General features: G+C 35.4%; 15 protein-coding genes and 1 pseudogene. 8 read left to right on the plus strand and 8 right to left on the minus strand.

The window, feature by feature from the left end; all coding sequences use genetic code 11:
• The 8 genes and pseudogenes from BLQ00_RS17485 to BLQ00_RS16340 all read right to left on the minus strand — a co-directional run.
• Positions 1–188 (minus strand): annotated as a pseudogene (locus BLQ00_RS17485) (hemagglutinin protein); the annotation flags it as partial.
• Positions 189–479: 291 nt separating this feature from the next.
• On the minus strand, positions 480–2,564 hold the full coding sequence (locus tag BLQ00_RS16310; protein ID WP_093145387.1) for a tail fiber domain-containing protein: 2,085 nt from the start codon (positions 2,562–2,564) through the stop codon (positions 480–482).
• A 32-nt stretch (positions 2,565–2,596) separates the two neighbouring features.
• Complete coding sequence (locus BLQ00_RS16315; protein ID WP_093145388.1) at positions 2,597–3,502, minus strand: Ig-like domain-containing protein; 906 nt, start codon at positions 3,500–3,502, stop codon at positions 2,597–2,599.
• A gap of 13 nt (positions 3,503–3,515) precedes the next feature.
• The gene (locus BLQ00_RS16320) at positions 3,516–4,379 is read right to left on the minus strand and encodes a hypothetical protein (RefSeq protein ID WP_093145389.1); all 864 of its coding nucleotides are present in this window, start codon (positions 4,377–4,379) and stop codon (positions 3,516–3,518) included.
• Positions 4,380–4,541: 162 nt separating this feature from the next.
• On the minus strand, positions 4,542–5,240 hold the full coding sequence (locus tag BLQ00_RS16325; protein ID WP_093145390.1) for a LytR/AlgR family response regulator transcription factor: 699 nt from the start codon (positions 5,238–5,240) through the stop codon (positions 4,542–4,544).
• A 7-nt stretch (positions 5,241–5,247) separates the two neighbouring features.
• Positions 5,248–7,032, minus strand: coding sequence for a tetratricopeptide repeat-containing sensor histidine kinase (locus BLQ00_RS16330; RefSeq protein ID WP_093145391.1), 1,785 nt, complete (start codon positions 7,030–7,032; stop codon positions 5,248–5,250).
• A 462-nt stretch (positions 7,033–7,494) separates the two neighbouring features.
• On the minus strand, positions 7,495–8,082 hold the full coding sequence (locus BLQ00_RS16335) for a hypothetical protein (protein ID WP_093145392.1): 588 nt from the start codon (positions 8,080–8,082) through the stop codon (positions 7,495–7,497).
• Between the two features lie 37 nt (positions 8,083–8,119).
• Positions 8,120–10,339 carry a hypothetical protein gene (locus BLQ00_RS16340; RefSeq protein ID WP_093145393.1) on the minus strand — a complete coding sequence of 740 codons (2,220 nt, stop codon included), beginning with the start codon at positions 10,337–10,339 and terminating at the stop codon, positions 8,120–8,122.
• A 294-nt stretch (positions 10,340–10,633) separates the two neighbouring features.
• Between BLQ00_RS16340 and nhaC the strand changes: the two genes are divergently transcribed.
• From nhaC to lolA1, 8 genes are all read left to right on the plus strand, one after another.
• Positions 10,634–12,121, plus strand: coding sequence for a Na+/H+ antiporter NhaC (nhaC, locus tag BLQ00_RS16345; protein WP_093145394.1), 1,488 nt, complete (start codon positions 10,634–10,636; stop codon positions 12,119–12,121).
• A 152-nt stretch (positions 12,122–12,273) separates the two neighbouring features.
• A complete protein-coding gene (locus tag BLQ00_RS16350; protein ID WP_093145395.1) occupies positions 12,274–12,918 on the plus strand; it encodes a peroxiredoxin in 645 nt (214 codons plus the stop codon).
• 133 nt (positions 12,919–13,051) lie between these two features.
• Positions 13,052–13,552 carry a thiol peroxidase gene (gene tpx, locus BLQ00_RS16355; protein ID WP_093145396.1) on the plus strand — a complete coding sequence of 167 codons (501 nt, stop codon included), beginning with the start codon at positions 13,052–13,054 and terminating at the stop codon, positions 13,550–13,552.
• Between the two features lie 124 nt (positions 13,553–13,676).
• Positions 13,677–14,045 (plus strand): diacylglycerol kinase, encoded by a 369-nt coding sequence (locus BLQ00_RS16360; protein ID WP_093145397.1) that lies wholly within the window; start codon positions 13,677–13,679, stop codon positions 14,043–14,045.
• Between the two features lie 80 nt (positions 14,046–14,125).
• Positions 14,126–15,535 (plus strand): vWA domain-containing protein, encoded by a 1,410-nt coding sequence (locus BLQ00_RS16365; protein WP_093145398.1) that lies wholly within the window; start codon positions 14,126–14,128, stop codon positions 15,533–15,535.
• A gap of 10 nt (positions 15,536–15,545) precedes the next feature.
• Positions 15,546–16,526 carry a hypothetical protein gene (locus BLQ00_RS16370; RefSeq protein WP_093145399.1) on the plus strand — a complete coding sequence of 327 codons (981 nt, stop codon included), beginning with the start codon at positions 15,546–15,548 and terminating at the stop codon, positions 16,524–16,526.
• 82 nt (positions 16,527–16,608) lie between these two features.
• Positions 16,609–18,996 carry an FtsK/SpoIIIE family DNA translocase gene (locus tag BLQ00_RS16375; RefSeq protein WP_093145400.1) on the plus strand — a complete coding sequence of 796 codons (2,388 nt, stop codon included), beginning with the start codon at positions 16,609–16,611 and terminating at the stop codon, positions 18,994–18,996.
• Between the two features lie 8 nt (positions 18,997–19,004).
• Positions 19,005–19,646, plus strand: a complete 642-nt coding sequence (lolA1, locus tag BLQ00_RS16380) for an outer membrane lipoprotein periplasmic chaperone LolA1 (protein WP_093145401.1) — start codon at positions 19,005–19,007, stop codon at positions 19,644–19,646.
• Positions 19,647–19,650 lie beyond the last annotated feature (4 nt).

Genomic DNA, 19,650 nt, shown 5'->3' on the forward strand with positions numbered 1-19,650 from the left:
CCTTCAGAAACTTGTATGTTGCCAGCACTGCGTTCTTGTACATTGACTTCTCCAAGGGTATAGAGTATTTGAATGTTTCCGGCACTTGCGGAAGCCCCTCCACTATCAATACTAAATTTCTCGATACTTTGCCCCATTCCGAAGAAAGACACCAAAAGCATGCTCAATAATGTGAATTTTAGTTTCATTGGTTTCATTTTAAATTAATTCGTGTAAGCAACTCTTAATGAAGAGATTCCAAAGTCGGATGAGCCTTAACTTAATGAGACGCATCCCGATTATATATTAACAATCATTCGTTATTGTCAGTCCTGAAGCATTTCTTAAAAAGACGCACTGCTTCGGAAAGTATAAATCTAGAAATGAAAGAGTTTCATTCTGAAAATTCTTAGTGAAACAGGATTTTTTTTAGTGAAAGGCTACAAAGAGCGCTATCCTTCCCCAAAGACAGCGCTCTAACTTAAAACCTATGGAAGTAATTATTTTTTTTCTTCTGAAATTTTATTGACAGTAGTATTTGCAGAGTAATTAGCACCCATTTCTAAGGCTGAAAGACGAGTATCTAAAGTCTCATATTTTGTAGTCATTACCTGAAGTTGTTGTTTTAATTGAGCAACTATTGCTCGTTCAGCTTCAATTACTTTTTGTTGCTCTTTCGCTACTTGAACCAATAACGGTGTCATTTTACTATAGTCCATTCCTATGGCGTCTACTTTGTTTTCTTCATACGTAACAATTTCTGGTAGCACCGCTCCTACCTCTTCAGCAATCATCCCTACATCGTGTTTACCACCATGTGCTTCATCTAAGTCATAATAAACACCTCTAATCTTTGATAATTTTTCCAAAGCATTATCAATTTCAACAATGTTACTTTTCCATCGTCTAGAGGAAGCTTCACCATAACTAATACCGACACCATTCGCAAAAAAACTAAAACCATCTGGACTTGATGTTGAGCCTCTAACACCTATACCTGCTCCAGTTGTAGCTACAGAAATACCCCACACGCCAATACCATTCTCACCCCAAGATCTCGCATATACCGCTTGAGAATTTTCAGAATTAGCATCTACATTAATTCCATTTCCAGTATAACCAATAAAATTACCTCCTATGTGTCCTAAACCCTCAATCCCATACCCATTTGTTGATGCCCCTCTCACTCCTGTCATATTTACTGATTGCCCTCTAATTGCAGGTGTTACTTCTGAGGTGGAAGACCCCCAAAGATCACCTTCAATTCGAGTATTTGCAACTACATGTAGTTTACTTGTTGGATCTGTAGTTCCTATCCCTACAAAAATATTCGGTGCGGTATAAACATTGTTACCATTTTCAATCCAATTTGCACTACTTCCACCACCACCGGTAGGAGCTTGCCAACTTGCAGTACCGTCTGCATCTGAGGTGAGTACATATCCACTATTGGCACCTGTATTAAGTTGTATTCCATCTGCCTTTATATTACCATCAATGTCTAAAGCTTCTGTTGGGTTAGATATACCAATACCCACTTTACCATCTCCTGTAGCCGTTAGAATATCACCCGCATCACTATTAAAAATATTGAGTTTATCATTAGCCGTGGTTTCTCCAATGAATCCAGCAATATCCCAATAGTCATCACCGTTTCTGTTTGTGTTTTTATACCTCAACCTTGAATACCCTGCGTTATCTTCTATAAGTGCAAGTTGTGGTTCATTCCCTGTACTATTACCGTTAATTTCCACTATCCCATCCATTCCTGTGTGTTTACCAATACCAATTTTACCATTTTGCAATACAGTTAACGCATTACTACGTGCTCCAGAACTAAGACCATTCCCAACTTCAAATATTGGATTTGCAGAATTAAATGAGGTTGGGCTTCCGCCACCAATGTTATAAGTTCCTACAGCTACATTACCAACTGCATCAGATTTTGTTCTATACCCTAAGGCAGTAGCGCTAGAAGCTGTTGCCTCATTTTCAAAACCAACAGCGGTACTTGCCAGTCCTGAAGCTACAGTGTTATAACCAGCGGTAAAAGATCTAGATCCTGTAGCACCATGATCTGTTGACGAAGTATTACTATAACTTACATCAATTGCATTAAGACCAATGTCACCATAATAACCTGCTAACTTATCTTTCAATCTGTAACCAACTCCATTACCTTCATCTAGTTTTTCTAGCCCATGTACATTAGCAGCTACTAAAGCATATGGAACACTTTTAAATTGTGTATTCCCTAAATCTACATACCCATCTCCTATATCTACTTTTATATTTAAATAATGATCTTCGTCTCCCCAATCTATCACTGAAAAATCACCACTATCTATAATTCCTTCACCAATTTTTGCAGTGATGGTTCCATTATCTTCTGAAACAATAGTATGTTTTTCTTGGTACACATTTGTGGCGCCACCTTTCAATATCTGAAACTGTATCGTAATAGACTGATTTGCAATCACATCTCCATTAGCATCTTTAATAAGGGCTTTATAGTTAATCCCGTTTTGCGCAATGCTTGTTGCTGAAATAAATAAGGCGACAATAAATAAATATAAATTTTTCATTTTAGTTTATTTAATGTTTATAAAATCTTTTTCTAATCCTCAATCCTGCAAATGCATTTCTTTTTGATAGTAGCAGTTGAATTAGTATAAGCAGTCCAATAAAGAAAATGCAAACCAACATCCTCATCACCCAAACTAGCACCGTTCACAAAAATTGAGTCTGTAAGATAACATGCGTCAAAAGCATTAATAATATGACTTATAGTGTTATCATTGTCAAGGCCTACATTACCGTTGTTTTCAGGATCTTCATCTACAACATACATAAAATATGTTCCAGATTGAGGTGTTGAGGAATAAAAGAATGTAGCAGTTCTTGCAGCAGATCTACCAATAGCACCACCCTGCCAATAATCTTTCATTATGACAGTTACTTTACAACCATTATCATCACCACATAAATCCAATAATTTTTGATGGTCTATCGGGACTGTGTCTCTATATAAAGAATAATCCATAGTGATAATTAAATCTGGAGATTTTTCTTCTCTTGTAGGTACTGTGGCAGTGTTTAAATAATGCTCTATAAAGTTAGAGTTATCCTCAGATGTTTTTGCCGATTGCGCAGATAAGGCATACGGCACACTCATAAACTGTGTAGTCCCTAAATCAACTAATCCAGCACCATCATCAGTATCAACCTGCACATTTAAAAAGTGTTCCACTCCGCCCCAATCTATGGTTAAAAAATTACCACTATCTACTGTACCTTCGCCTATGTTTACAATGGCAATACCATTTGCATCTGTAGTAGGGTTGTGTGTTTCTTGATAAACATTAGTCGTCCCGTTTTCAAGTATTTGAAACTGGATAGTAACCGCCTGGTTTGCAATTACATCACCATTTGCATCTTTAATTAAGGCTTTATAGTTGATGCCGTTTTGGGCAATACCAACAAGTACAAATAATAATGAAAAAAATGTAAATAGCGCTTTCATAAGTTTCTTTTAATTAGTTAATTACTTTGTATGTGCCACATAAACAAGGAAATTGATTACTTAATACCGCATTGGCTTCAGCATTAAAATAACGTGGTATAATAACTCCGCCATTTATGAGTGGTGTTTCATAATCAAAAAGTATAATCCCTTTTATTCCGCGTGCATATTCACTAGAATTAAAACCGAGATTTGCGCCGTTATTACCTGCTGAAGTGTTTGTAAATATACTACCGTGAATTGTCGAAGATGTTATGGACCAAAAATAGACGGAGTTGTAGTTTTGAATATTTGAATAATTTTCTAGGAGTATAGCTTGGGTTATTTGTTCATTAGTAAATGCCCTTGCATATGGCTCGTTGGGGTAACTTGCCTTACACATTTCATTGGCTGCTTGCCAACCAGTTTTTCCATTAAATTGAAATCTCCCGTTACTTACTTGAGAAGAAGCTCCTAAGATATACGGTTCTAAGAGTGTAGGAGTTTTTACGGTATTTGCTGTATTAGCGTGTTGTGCGTACGGTACACTATTAAATTGTGTAGTCCCCAAATCAACTAACCCAGCCCCAGTATCCATTTGCACATTTAAAAAATACTCGGAACTCCCCCAATCAATAATTGAAAAATCACCACTATTCACCGTGCCTTCGCCTATGTTTACAATAACGATTCCGTTGGCATCTGTAGTTGGATTGTGAGTATCTTGATACACATTTACAGTAGCCTGTTTAAGTATTTGAAACTGTATTGTGATAGCTTGATTTGCAATTACATCACCATTTGCATCTTTAACTAAGGCTTTGTAGTTGATACCGTTTTGGGCAATGCTTATTGCTGAAATAAACAAGATGATTACTCGTAGTAGTTGTTTTTTCATTTTTGTGAGATTTTAAGAAGTATAAATCTAAAAATGAAATAGTTGTAGATTGAAATTTTTTAGTGAAACGGGATTTTTTTTAGTGAAGTTGAATCCCTGTAAAGAATGCTTAAAGATTTTGAACTTTTTCAACTTGATATACTGAAACGTCTTCACTAAAGGTTACAGTAAACTTTCAATCTTTTTTTTGTAGGTATCACTCAATGGTACTTCTTTATCTTCAATTAAAACAGCATCACTTTTTATGCCTTTTATTTTAATGGTGTTGATCAAATAAGAACGGTGTGATTTCTTGAAAATTTCAGAATTTAAACTTTCCGAAGTACTTTTTAACGTATGCGGAATCAGGTATTCTTTTTCGCTAGTAACTACGTAGCAGTAGTTATCAAAAGCTTTTAAATAAAGAATGGAAGCTTGATTGAGTTTTACACGTTCGCCTTCAGACCTAATAATGATGTACTCCTCTTTTTCTAATGAAATTTTATGCCATGCTAATTCTATATTACTCAATAATCCAGATTCCGTAAAGGGTTTTACTATAAAACCTAACGGATTGGTTTCTTTAACTCTTGCTAATGTCGAAGGATCTGTTTGTGAGGTTAAAAATAAATAAGGAATACTTAATTTTTCTAAGGATTTTGCTAGTTCTACACCATCTTTTTCACCCTCAAGATTAATATCCAGCAAAACTATATTTGCTTGTCGTGCCTGTATGTTTTTCAATGCCTCATCATAACCTTCGCTAATACCAAGTACCCGTATGCCATGACTTTCTAACGACATTTTTGCTGTTTCAGCAATTAATGGCTCGTCTTCTACAATGTAAATACGGATGGCGCGTGAAGCGTTTTTTTGAGTCATTTGTTTTTTATAAAATAGTAAATCGTTGCATTGTTAATGTCGCAATAGTTCCTTTAGGCATACTTGCTTCAATGCTCAATTCTCCTTTAAGTTTCTTCGCTAATGTTTCAATGAGTTTTAACCCAAATGAATCTTCACTTCTATCACCATTAATCCCTATTCCATTATCACTAACCACCAACACTAGGGTATCATTCTCTTTCAAAAATTTTATATGAACTAGACTTTCAGCGTTAACTTCTGGAAATGCGTGTTTTAAAACATTCGTCAATAATTCGTTTAAAATTAGTCCAATAGGTGTTATCGTTTCAACATCTATCACTAAAGATTCTAAATCGAGTGTGTACTTAAGTTTGTGCGCACTAAACTCGTTGCTACGTATTACGTCTTCTGTAAAATCTTCTATATATTCTTTACTGTCTATACCCACTAATTGGTCTTTACTATATAATTTTTGATGAATTAACACCATAGAACGTACTCGATTCTGTGCTTCTTTAATAGCTATTTTCGCCTCTTTATCCTTCGCAGTATGAGATTGGTATTGAAGCAAAGAAGACACCATTTGAAAACTATTTTTTACTCTGTGATGTGTTTCTTTTAAAAGAATATTTTTTTCGTCCAGCGTCTTTTCTAAAATTGTTTTTTGCTTAGCCAAAAGTGCATTTTTCTTTCTATTTCGATATAGAGAAAAACCAATTAAACTCGCTATCAAAATTACACTAATAGCGATAACAGTAAGTAATATTTGGCGTTGCGTAGACTTCTCTTTCTCTAACTCTAAAACTTGTAATTGCGCATCTTTCTTTTCAGTTTCAAACTTAACAAGTGCATCTGCCATATTTTTATCTTGTGTCATAGTAAGGACACTGTCTTTTAACTGTTGCGATACTACTGAAAGTTTAAAGGCTTCTTCAAAATTTCGTGTTTCTGCATAGTAGTCGGCAAGCGCATTATTGGTTTCCATAATTTGCTCAGTGTACTTAATATCCCTTGCTATTTGATTCCCTTTTTTCAAATAGGGCAATGCAAGCTCATACTTTTTTTGATGGGTCAACGCCATCCCTATCCCAGCTTGTGCTACGGAATGTACAATAGGTACTTTTTTATATGGAATTAACTCTATTGACTTTTTATAACTAGCAATTGCTGCATCATTTTTACCTAAAGGTAATTGTGCATTCCCTAGATTCATGTAGATAACACCCGCATTTATAGAGTCTTTTTTATTTTCAAAATAGGGCAGTGAATTTTTAAAGGCTATTTCGGCTTTGCCATATTGTTCGTGCGAGTTATAATGAACACCAAGGTTACTATTTGCGCTAGACAACCATACACTATCATTCTTTTTTTCTGCTACCTCAATCGCTTTTAAAAAGTACTCTTCCGTCTTTTTCGCATCTCCTCGTATGTTGTAACTCGCTGCAAGGTTATTGTAAACTTGAGCGAGACGATCGTCATGTTTGTTTGTTTCTATAACACGAACGGCATCAAGATATTGAGCGATAGCATCTTCATAATTTTGAGTAGCATGACTTGCCATCCCTTTAAAATTTAAGGCGTCTACCTTATTTTCTGGAGTAGGAATTATTGTTGTAATAGAATCAAAAACGAGTGCATATATGGCCGCTTTCTCTGGATTTGCGTATACTAATTTTGAAATTTCAGATCCTATTGCATTAAGTTTCAATTGAGAAGACAGTAACGTATCTAGTGATTTTAAAAATAGATCTTCTTGGCTTTGCGCCGAAATGGTAAAAAAGAAAAAAAGCAGGAGTAATTTTTTAATCATTAATTCGCGTGTTAATTATAATGCAAAAATGGCAAGCTTCAATAGTATTAATTTCGATTCTTAGGTTAATAGATTTTAAAGTTAGGTATTTAAATCTTAGCACTTGTAAGTGCAATTTTTTTAGTAGCCTAATCGCTATTTATCTAGTGTTTAATTTAAACAGGATCAAAGTATTTATTTTATAAATAGCTCATCAAAAAAATTAGTGAAACAGATATTTTTTTAGTGAATCCTTGATTACAACCTATTTTAACATTATGAGTTTTATGGCTACACATTTATGTGAATCAAATTAGAAGCTCTGAAATTGACAGTCGCATTTAAGAAAGAAGTATCTATAACACACTCAACAATTAACACTTTAACTACCAACACCTTCTGAGGTGTTTATTCAAAAAATAAAAGCCGTCTATTTTTTTAATAGACGGCTTTTGAATTTAAAAGTAATGTCGTTAGTATCTTTTAAAACTCTTGAATCGTTACATAAAAATGCCCCGAATACACACTAGCTGTGCTTAAAGAAGAATTTACTATTTTCACCCTAAGTGTTGACGTATTTGACAATTTCGCCCAAGAAATTGAAAAATCATCATTAAAATTATTTGCAGGAGTTACTACAACAGTTGCTTTTGTAGTAGAAGGTCTAGCAGTGCTCGGAATTGTTATTTGAATTATTTGGCTTGCCCCTGGAACTGTATTTCCCATGCTTATTGAAGGATATACATCAAAACTGATTAGGTTTTTTTGGATACTCCCATTTTCACCTAGTTTGTAGTTTCCGCTTACATCTAATTTTGTATTCGTATTCGGAGTACTTGTGCCAATCCCAACATTAGCCGAGTTAGTATCTCCTAAAACAATAGCATTACTCTGAGATGTTTTAGCATTATACCCTATAGCTACACTATTTTGAGCACTAGCATTTGAATTTATTCCCAAGGCAATACTATTTTGTCCTGAAGAAGCACTATCTGAACCTATTGCCACCGCATTATTATTTGAGGTTGCTTTTGAATTATACCCAATAGCTACAAAAAAGCCCGAACAGATTGTTCAGGCTTTTTATAAAAATTTATATAGACTACTATTACTTTTTATCTGCAAGTAATTGTAGTACTAATACTTTTAATTCTGAAATTTCAGCTTCTTGTTTTTGAGCTTTTTCTGAAAGATTTGAAATAAGTTGATCCTGATCTTTTACCTTATTGTTTAGCGTAACAATGTATAAAAACTGCTCTTCAATTTTTTCTAGGTTTTTAACTGAAGTTTCTGTGATGTTTAATTCGAAATCGTTACTCTTTACTTCTTCATATGACTTAACTCCTGGAAGATGTCCATTCTCTTTTACAAAAGCTTCAGCAGCTTCTAAGCTAGTAAATTTGTACTCAGAATTTATTTCCGAAGTACCTGTGTAAAAATCTTCAAATACATAATCTGGATAGGTAGTCGTATTCGAAACAAAATTACTAGCACGCATCGAGCCTGCTGTTGTAACCTTAGTTACTGCATTGTTTCCTAATACAATTTCATTATTCCCACTTACGGTAGCACCATTTCCAATTGCTGTTGAATTGGTTCCAGAAGCTTCCGTATTTGCTCCAATTGCAGTACTTGTAGTTCCTCTAGCTTCCGCGTACACTCCAAAAGCACTACTTTGATCTGCTAATGCAATACTATTTTGTCCAACTGCGGAAGCATTTGCCCCATCCGCATCGGCATTATACCCCAATGCCATTGAAAAATTACCACTAGCGTTAGATATATGTCCGAAAGCAACTGATTTTGTTGCAGATGCTGTTGTATGATCTCCGACTGCTGTAGAATTTGCCCCAGAAGCTACTGCCGAGCGTCCAAAAGCTACCGCATCATTCCCTGCTGAAGCACTAGAATATCCTACAGCGACACTACGTTGTCCAGAAGCATTACTACTTGTTCCTATTGCTGTTGCATATGCTGCAGATGCATTAGCACCATTTCCTCCTGAAAAAGTATCATTTGCTGTTGCTTTACTCGTAGAACCAAAAGCTGTTGCTCGTGTTGCTGAAGCTACAGAACCATAGCCCATCGCTGTTGTATTATTTGCTGTTGCATCTGCATTGTATCCAATTGCTAAAGAGCTTGAATGCGATGCATCAGAATCACGACCAATTGCTATGGCTCCAAATTCCAGTGCATCTGAGCTTTCTCCAATTGCAATAGCCGATCTATTTGTTGTTGATGCATTTGTTCCTATGGCAATAGAAGAAACATCTAATGCATTTGCAGTATCACCAATGGCAACACTACTATTTCCCTTACCAGTTGCCGTTTTTCCTATTGCAACTACATTTGAATCGTTCCCATTTGTTACGTCCGAAAAGCTTCCAATTATAGTATTTGATGAACCTGACACAATACTATTCCCAGCATTCTTTCCAATTGCAGTATTGTTATTTCCATTTACATTTTCTTCAAGAGCACTTTCTCCAATTGCCGTATTCTCATCTCCTCCATCATTTTTAGAAAGCGCAACATTTCCTATAGCAGTATTACTATCACCTGCAACATTTGATGTCATAGCATCCTGCCCTATAGCAGTATTATTACTACCAATTGTATTAGCACGTAATGCATCGTTCCCAAAAGCAGCATTTTTTTCTCCGGTAGTATTATTCTCCATTGTTTCATCTCCAATTGAAGTGTTAAAATTACCATTTGTATTTGCTGTTAAGGATTTAAAACCGACAGCGACATTATCCCTTCCTGTAGTACTAGTACGTCCAGCATGGTATCCAATATATACACTTTGATGATCTTTACTATCTAGCGTGGGATCGTCATTCTCCCCAGCTTCTTCACCAATAAAAATGGACTTACCATCATCTATTAATTCCAATTGACCTTTCTGGGTTAATCGCGCACGAATAACGTTATTGGTTCTAAAATCAACATCTTGCGAGTTGGTAGTACCTAAAAAGTGAGTGCCATTTACAGTATTGTCGTTTCCAGAAATAGACCATCCTTTTTCAGAAGACAAAGGAACCCATTCACCAGAAACCCCAACATTTTTATCCCAATAATGAAATCCTGGTGAAAACACACCAGAAGTTGTCGTTAAGTATATCAACATCGAATGTTGCGAATCGGAAGGGTCTGTGGCTGGAAGTGCATCAAGACGAGGAATTAGTATTCCATCAGTACTTGAAGGTGAACTTGCATTTGAAGCGGGTATATCTAAAAGAGAATTTGGATCGGTCGTACCGATTCCAACTTGCGCATTTAAAGACACACTTATTATAAAAAGTCCTAGTAGGTAAATCTTTTTCATAGGTTACTAAATTAATTTGGTAGCGCAAATCTATCTTTTGCATGTAAGAATTCCTACGTATCAGCAAATTGAAATCATTTTTTTCGACAAAAAACATTATTCATCGCTAAAAAGCATCTTGACTGTTAAAAATTAAGAGGTTATGACTCAAATTTCACGATAATGAGTTCGTATTTTCCTATAAAAGACCATTCTTACTCAACATAATATCAATATAAACCCCATGTTGTTCATTAAAATGAAATTTGCAGATAGCCTAACAAAATCGTAACATTACATATCAAAAAACACTACATGCAAAGCCAAGACATACATCCTAAGGAACCTCAAGACGAAAACATTGTGGAAAACAAAGAGTTAAGTATTTGGGAAGCACTGATACCTGTTGCCGCCTTAGTAATTATGCTATTTCTAAACGTTTTTTATGCCTTTGGAGATGATGCTTTGAGCGGTAGTAATCAATTTATTTTACTCTTAGGAGCTGCAGTAGCTGCCATTGTAGGCTTTTTTAACAAAGTTGACTACAAGCAAATGATTGACGAGGTTGCCGAAAATGTACGTTCTACAACAGGTGCATTATTAATTTTGCTATTTGTAGGCTCATTAGCAGGAACTTGGCTCATTAGTGGAATTATTCCTTCTATGATTTATTATGGGTTACAATTATTAAAACCCTCTATATTTTTACCAGCTTGTGTTATTATTTGTGCCATTATTTCTATAGCTACAGGAAGCTCTTGGACTACTTCTGCAACTGTTGGTATTGCGTTAGTAGGGATTGGAAATGCTCTAGGTTTTAACCCAGGTATGACGGCAGGTGCGGTTATTTCTGGTGCTTATTTTGGAGATAAAATGTCACCCTTAAGCGACACGACCAATCTTGCACCTGCAATGGCGGGAGGAGAGTTATTTTCGCATATTAAATACATGACTTACACAACAGTCCCAACTATTGTAGTCACTTTAATCATATTCATCATTATTGGTTTCAGTATTGACGTTCAAGGAACTACAGATACTTCGGCAATGTTGGTTGCTATCAAAGATGCCTTTAATATTAGCCCTTGGCTATTTATTGTTCCATTACTTGTGATTGTACTTATTATAAAAAAGACACCTCCCTTAATTGCTTTATTAGCGGGTACATTATTAGGAGGAATCTTTGCTCTTATCTTTCAGCCAGAAATAGTAAAATCGATTACTGGCGCTGATAAGTTAACACTTTTAAGTGGATATAAAGGAGTGATGAATGCCATGACTATTGATACCGCTGTTGAGACTTCAAACAAAGAATTAAATGATTTATTTTCTTCTGGAGGAATGTCGGGGATGCTTAACACAATCTGGCTTATTGTTTGTGCAATGGTTTTTGGGGGTGTTATGGATGCGATTGGTGCACTCTCTAGAATCAGCAATGCGGTTTTAAACTTATTCGATTCTATCTTCGGATTATTTTTTAGCACTGTAATAAGCTGTGTAGGATTAAATGCAATTGCTTCAGATCAATATCTTGCTATTGTTATACCAGGTAGAATGTATGCAAAAGCTTTTAAAGACAAAGGACTAGCTCCTGAAAACTTAAGTAGAACATTAGAAGATTCAGGAACCGTTACTTCGGTGTTAGTACCTTGGAACACCTGTGGAGCCTATCAAAGTGGAGTTTTAGGCGTAGACACGCTCTCTTACGCTGGATATGCCTTTTTTAACTGGATGAGCCCTATTACAACTTTAATTTTCGCTGGTTTCAGAATAAAAATCAAGCAATTATCTGGGAAAAACTAAACTAATTATCACCCCTTAAATTTCACAAAACTTTAAGCCTATTTTACTTCATTTTAGTGAATTGAATTTGTAATTTTGCACCCTCGTAAAACTAGCAGACTTTGTGCTGTTACTTTTATTTAAAAAAAGTAAAAATTTCAAATCACAGAACTATGGCATTTGTAGGAAAAAAATTCCCAAATTTAACTGTTGACGCAACAGACAAAACTGGTATTACTCAAAAAATAAACATTCTTGAAGAGGCTAAATCTAAAGGAAAAAAAGTAATTCTTTTCTGGTATCCGAAAGATTTTACTTTTGTTTGCCCAACTGAACTACACGCATTTCAAGCTGCTATTTCAGAATTTGAAAAAAGAAATACAATTGTAATTGGAGCTTCTTGTGATACTCCAGAAGTACACTTTGCTTGGTTAAATACTCCAAAAAACAACGGTGGGATTGAAGGTGTAACATACCCTATTCTTGCAGACAGCAACCGTAATCTATCTTCTCAACTTGGTATTTTAGATGTAACAAATGAGCGTTACGACGAAGAAACTGGAAATGTATTAGTAGATGGTGATAATGTAACATACCGCGCTACTTATTTAATAGATGAAGAAGGAACTGTTTTTCACGAAAGCATTAACCACATGCCTTTAGGAAGAAATGTAAGTGAGTTTTTACGTTTAATAGATGCATACACACACGTTCAAGAAAACGGTGAAGTTTGTCCTGCTAACTGGCAAGAAGGTGCTACTGCAATGAACGCAAATCGTGAAGGTGTTGCTACGTATTTAAGCGAGCAACTAAATTAAAATATTGTTTAAGTTAAGTTTGATTAAAATCAAAGCCTGTTTCTTTAAATAGAAATGGGCTTTTTTTGTGATTTATTTAATTAAAAACTATTGCTTTATTGTGTAATTTTATAGTTCATTTAAAACAACAAAAATGGCAAATATCACCCTTGGAGGAAATCCCGCAGAAACCATAGGAACACTTCCTGAAATCAATTCAAAAGCTCCAAATTTCACATTAACAGCAAACGATCTGTCTTCAAAATCATTATCAGATTATGATGGTTTTAGAAAAGTATTAAATATTTTCCCAAGTGTTGACACAGGTGTTTGTGCAACTTCAGCAAGAAAATTTAACGAAGAAGCTTCAACCCTAAACAACACAAAGGTTTTATGTATTTCTAAAGATTTACCTTTTGCTCAAAGTCGTTTTTGTGCTTCGGAAGGATTAGAAAATGTAGAAATGCTTTCCGATTTTAAAGATGGTTCTTTCGGAAAAAATTATGGGTTAGAAATTTCAAAAAGCGCATTTTCAGGATTGCACTCTAGAGTTGTAATTGTACTAGATGAAAACAACAAAGTGCTATACACCGAACAAGTACCTGAAATTGGTCAAGAACCAAATTACGATAATGCACTAAAAGCATTAAAATAAAACAACGAAAGCGGTAAATAAGTTAGTTTACCGCTTTTTTTACCTTATTTTAAATTAAATTTTACCTTTAAAGCGTCATTATTAAAGAGATTTCATAAAAACTTCTCTTTTCAAAACCTACAAAATGAAGGAAAATTCATCTTTTCTAGCTAAAAGAATTAAAGGTTGTGGCTACGCTCTTAAAGGAGCTTGGATGCTACTTAAGAACGAAGCTAGTATTCAAGTACAAGCTACAATTGCTGTTCTTGTAACCATTGCTGGATGGTATTTTAACATATCCAATACCGAATGGATGTTTCAAGTGGGCGCTATTGGGCTAGTTATGAGTGTTGAAGGCATTAACACCGCTGCCGAAGAAATTGCAAATTTTGTACATCCCGACTTTAACAACAAAATTGGATACATTAAAGATGTCGCAGCAGGGGCTGTTTTTTTCGCAGCAATCGCAGCCATAACAATAGGCTGCATTATTTACATTCCCAAATTTTTATAGTTTATAGAAGGTTTATTTAGCCCCGTCTTTTTTTTTGAGTATCTTTATTCCTGTTATTGAAATAAGCTTAAGATACGATTATGAAGCGATTAGCACTAATAATTTGCGCTATTGGTTTTGCTATCTCCCTACATGCTCAAGACCATAAAGTAGAATCCCCTATAATTTTCATTTTTGATGCCAGTCGCTCCATGCGAGGGCAAATTGAGGGTAGAACAAAAATGGATATCGCTTCAGAAGTACTTGCAACCACAGTAACAAATCTTTCAGAAAAACAAAAAGTAGGATTAGTAGCCTACGGACACCGTAAAAGGCGACGCTGTAACGATGTTGAGTTTCTAGTAAACCAAGAAACAGGAAGCAAATCTGATGTCATTTCAGCATTAAAACAACTACAACCTACAGGAAGAACTCCACTCGCCTACTCTGCTAGCCAAGTAATAGACAATCTTCGCACTACAAATACCAGAGCAACCATTATATTAATAACCGATGGTATAGAATCTTGTAGAGGGAATATTTGCGAAGTGGTTCAATTTGCTAAAAAAGAAGGAATTGAATTTAAATTACACATTATAGGGTTCGGACTTAAATCTGAAGAAACAAATCAATTACGCTGTGCTGCCTCTAAAGGAGAAGGAAATTACTACGACGCTTTCGATACAGGCGAACTTAGCAAAGTATTATACGATGCCACTTCGGAAACTGTAGATAAACCTGACGGAAATCTAGGTGTTTATACCGAAAAAAACCAAAGACCAACAGACGGTTTAGTACGAGTATTTTCTTCGGAAACGGATACTGAAATAGCACAAGGAAGAACCTTTGGAGACACAACCTACTTAAAAGTCCCAGCAGGTATCTACAATTTAAAAGTATATCCTTCTGAAGACAGTCAGGTGACTCCAATACAAGTTCTAAATGTGGAAGTTTTTGACGAGGGACTCGTAACAAAAAGTGTCAGTTTCGATAGTGGTAACATTTCAATGTACATTTCAAACAATCAAAAAGATTGGGAGTCTATTACACGAGTGTACGACACTGATGGAAACGAAGTTGCCAACGCTCGATCGTACGGAAAACCTGCAATTATAGAAATCAATCCAGGAACGTATTGTATAGAGGTTACGGCTTTAAATATTCGAGGAGCAACCATCAAAGAAACCTTTGATAATGTTGAAGTAAACTCTAATGAAACCGCACTATTCACACATAATTTTAATTCAGGAAAAGCAATTGTTGGAGTACACTCAGGAAATACACTTATTGATGCGACTCTTACCTTTAAAAACATTAGCTCAGGCGAAATTGTCTATGTTTCTAGAACATATACAACCGAAGCAAACAACCCTCGAGAATTCAATTTAAACCCAGGGCGTTACGAAGTTACCGCAACAGTCGTTAGCGGTAAATTCTCTCGCAGAAAAGAAATCTTTACCCTAGATATTAAAGAAGGCGAAATCGTTACTGAAAACATCAATCTTTTCTAAACTAATAGTGATGAAAGAATTTTTTAAACCTTTCAAAATTATATTTTATTTTTTAATGCTCCTTAGCTTTTTTATAATTGGTTTGCATTTCGCAAGCGCCATCGAGGCAGGAAAGAACCAAGGACTTGCTGGAGGCGCTATTGTTTTAGGTTGGGGCGTACTGTTTGGAAGTATTGCATTTATAAGCTCGTTTTTTATAGCAACTGTACTAAAACCAACTCTTCTAAAAAAAATAAACTGGATTCTTTTAATTATAATCCTAATTGCATCCAGTCTTAAATACAACGAATACCAGCTTCGAAATATGAAGCAACAAGAAACAGAAAATCAATTTAAACCTACACCTACAATACCTTCAAACACCAAGGTTTTAGCACACCTCAGTACCAATAAAAAGTCAATAGCATCCAAATCGTCGCTTCAAAACGCACAAGAAACCATGGGTTTTTTCACTCCAAATTGGCATGAAAATAAAACGCTTTACTTCTTCGGAAACCTGAACTTAGAAAAATCTTTACAAAATCATTTACCATACGACAGCATTACATTTCAACAAACAAAGCATCAAGATTTCGAAATTGCTACTGCTCCACCTTGGCTTGTTCCAAAAATTCTAAAAATGGATTACGGAATACTGTACTTTAGTGTTAAAAGCATCACTCAAGATTTTCTAGAAATTGTAGTAAACGAAAAAACACAACAAACCACCTATGTTGCTAAAGAAGCTGGAAAACTAATGTATTGGCCCGAATTTTTATTAGGAGTCAATTCTGTCGAGTTTTTAAACAACAACAATTCAGTTGTTTATACGCGCGACTTTAAAACCTCAAGTAGAACCACTACCCCACACCAATTTATGCGTCCTGTTAAGATAAAAGGCGATTGGATGGAGGTACTTTTGTTAGATTCTGATTTTAAAAAAGTTGGAAAAGGCTGGATACAGTGGAAAACAGAAGGAAACCTCAAAATTAAGTACAACCTCTTATCTTGAAAATATCTTCTTTTTTTAGAAAATATTTTATAGCTAGAGACGTTTTGTTATTGTATTTTTGCTGAAAGTGAACCCATCCTACATGGCCAAAAAAAAGACCGCAACATCTAAAAAAACTAAGACCCCACGTAAAGAAATTAATTTTACGCTCACCAAACAACAAAAAATAGTGTTGGGTAGCTTTCTTTTCTTTTTAGGTATTGCCTTATTTTTCTCTTTTATATCCTATATTTTTACTTGGCAAGCAGACCATAGTATCATTGGCGAGGTAAATAACCGTGAGTTAAAAACCGAAAACTGGCTTAATAAATTCGGCACCAATGTTAGTCATTTCTTTATCTATAAAGGTGTAGGGATTTCTGCCCTTATCTTTGCTTTTTTAGTTGCCCTAACAGGTGTTTACTTTTTCTTTGATTACGCTAAAAAGCAGTTACAAAAATTCTGGTTTTGGGGTATTTTAGTCATGCTCTGGTTTTCGATGCTTTTTGGTTTTTTTGCTGAAAAGAACTCGTTACTAAGCGGAATCATTGGTTTTGAAATAAACGATTTGTTACAAGACTACTTAGGGCTAATAGGTACTATTTTTGTTATGCTATTTTTACTGATTGTCTATTTAGTCATTCGATTAAAAATTACACCAGAACTTGTGATAGCAGCCTTTAAACGAACTAAAAAAGAGGTGATTTCTGATTTTTCTTCGGAAGGGAACGCAAAACCTTCAGAAGGATCGAAAACAAAAGAAGCTGATCCAATTTCAGAACAAGTTCCGTTAAAAAACGAAGTCGTAGAAGTTTCCGAAAAACCTTCCGAAGCACCCATAAAAAAAGAAATTACACCACCGCTTGAAAAAATTATATTAAAATCGGATGTCGAAGGCGACCTTGCCATGGAAGTAGAACAAGTGGCTGAAGAGGAAGTAGTCACGGAGAATTTGAGCGATAAATTGGTGAAAGATTTTGGCGAATTTGACCCAACATTAGACCTGAGTAATTACAAGTTTCCAACCATCGATTTATTAAAAGACCACACTACGGGCGGAAGCATTACAATTGACCAAGAAGAGCTTGAAGAAAACAAAAATCGTATTGTTGAAACACTAAACAATTATAAAATTGGAATTGCTAGTATTAAAGCTACGGTAGGTCCTACAGTAACATTGTACGAAATTGTTCCAGATGCTGGGGTCCGCATTTCAAAAATTAAAAACCTAGAAGACGATATTGCATTGTCACTTTCAGCTCTCGGAATTCGTATTATTGCGCCTATTCCAGGACGTGGAACGATTGGTATTGAAGTACCAAATAAAAACCCAAAAACAGTATCGATGCGTTCTACGATTGCATCACCGAAATTTCAAAATGCCGAAATGGAACTTCCATTGGCTTTGGGTAAAACAATTAGCAACGAAACCTTTGTGGTCGATTTAGCAAAAATGCCTCACTTGTTAATGGCAGGTGCTACCGGACAAGGAAAATCGGTGGGATTAAATGCCATTTTAACATCGCTTATTTACAAAAAGCATCCTGCAGAAGTAAAGTTTGTATTGGTAGATCCGAAAAAAGTAGAGCTTACCCTTTTCAATAAAATTGAACGTCACTTCTTAGCGAAATTACCAGACACCGAAGAGGCCATTATTACCGATACCACCAAAGTAGTGCATACGCTCAACTCGCTTTGTATTGAAATGGACAATCGCTACGATTTGCTGAAAGATGCAATGGTGCGTAACATTAAAGAGTACAACACTAAGTTTAAAGCTCGAAAATTAAATCCGAACGACGGACATCACTTTTTACCTTATATCATATTAGTAGTAGATGAGTTTGCTGATTTAATTATGACAGCAGGAAAAGAGGTAGAAACCCCTATTGCTCGTTTGGCACAATTAGCCCGCGCCATTGGAATTCATTTAATTATAGCCACTCAACGACCTTCGGTAAATGTTATTACAGGTATTATCAAAGCCAACTTCCCTGCAAGAATCGCGTTTAGAGTAACCAGTAAGATAGATTCTCGGACTATTTTAGACAGTTCGGGCGCAGATCAATTAATTGGTCGTGGAGACATGCTATACACCCAAGGAAACGATTTAATTCGTTTGCAATGTGCCTTTGTAGACACACCAGAAGTTGCAGATATCACCGAATTTATTGGAGCCCAAAAAGCCTATCCAGATGCGCATCTTTTACCAGAATATGTTGGTGAAGAAGCTGGCACAAATCTTGATAATAACATTGACGAACGAGATAAGATGTTTAGAGAAGCCGCCGAAGTTTTGGTAATAGCACAACAAGGTTCAGCTTCGCTTTTACAACGAAAACTTAAATTAGGATACAACAGAGCTGGTCGAATTATAGACCAATTAGAAGCTGCCGGCATTGTAGGTCCTTTTGAAGGTAGTAAAGCTAGACTGGTACTTGTTCCAACATTAGAAGCACTCAGCCAATTATTAGACAACGAAAATAAATAATAGTTATAATGAAAAAGTTATCTTTTTTAATACTCGCATTTTTCACCTTTTCTTTTGCAAATGCTCAAAGCGCTAAATCGCTTTTAAATGAAGTTTCAGCAAAAGCAAAAAGCTACGACAACATTCAAATTGATTTTAAATACAATTTGAATAATGCCAAAGAAAATGTAAATCAAGACACTCGTGGAGATGTTACATTATCTGGAGAAAAATATGTTTTAAACATGTTAGGAACCAGCCGTTTGTTCGATGGAAAGAACATCTACTCTATTGTTCCTGAAGACGAAGAAGTGACAATTTCAAAATACAGAGCGCAAGACGATAAGGATATTACACCTTCTAAAATGCTTACTTTTTACGAAAAAGGATATACCTATAAAATGGATATCGAACAAAATGTAAAAGGACGCAAAATTCAGTTTGTGAAGTTAACGCCAATCGATTCGAAGGCAGAGATTAAAAACATTTTGTTGGGTATCGATGTGCAAACTAAGCACATTTATAAATTGATACAAACAGATGCTAAAGGCACAAAATATACACTTACCGTAAATTCGTTCAAAACCAACCAGCCACTTTCAAAAACCTTGTTTACCTTTGACGAGGCTAAATACAAGCAAGATGGTTATTACATCAATAAGCTTGATTAAAGCT

The organism is Ulvibacter litoralis, assembly GCF_900102055.1.
In the GTDB taxonomy this organism is placed as follows: Bacteria; Bacteroidota; Bacteroidia; order Flavobacteriales; family Flavobacteriaceae; genus Ulvibacter; species Ulvibacter litoralis.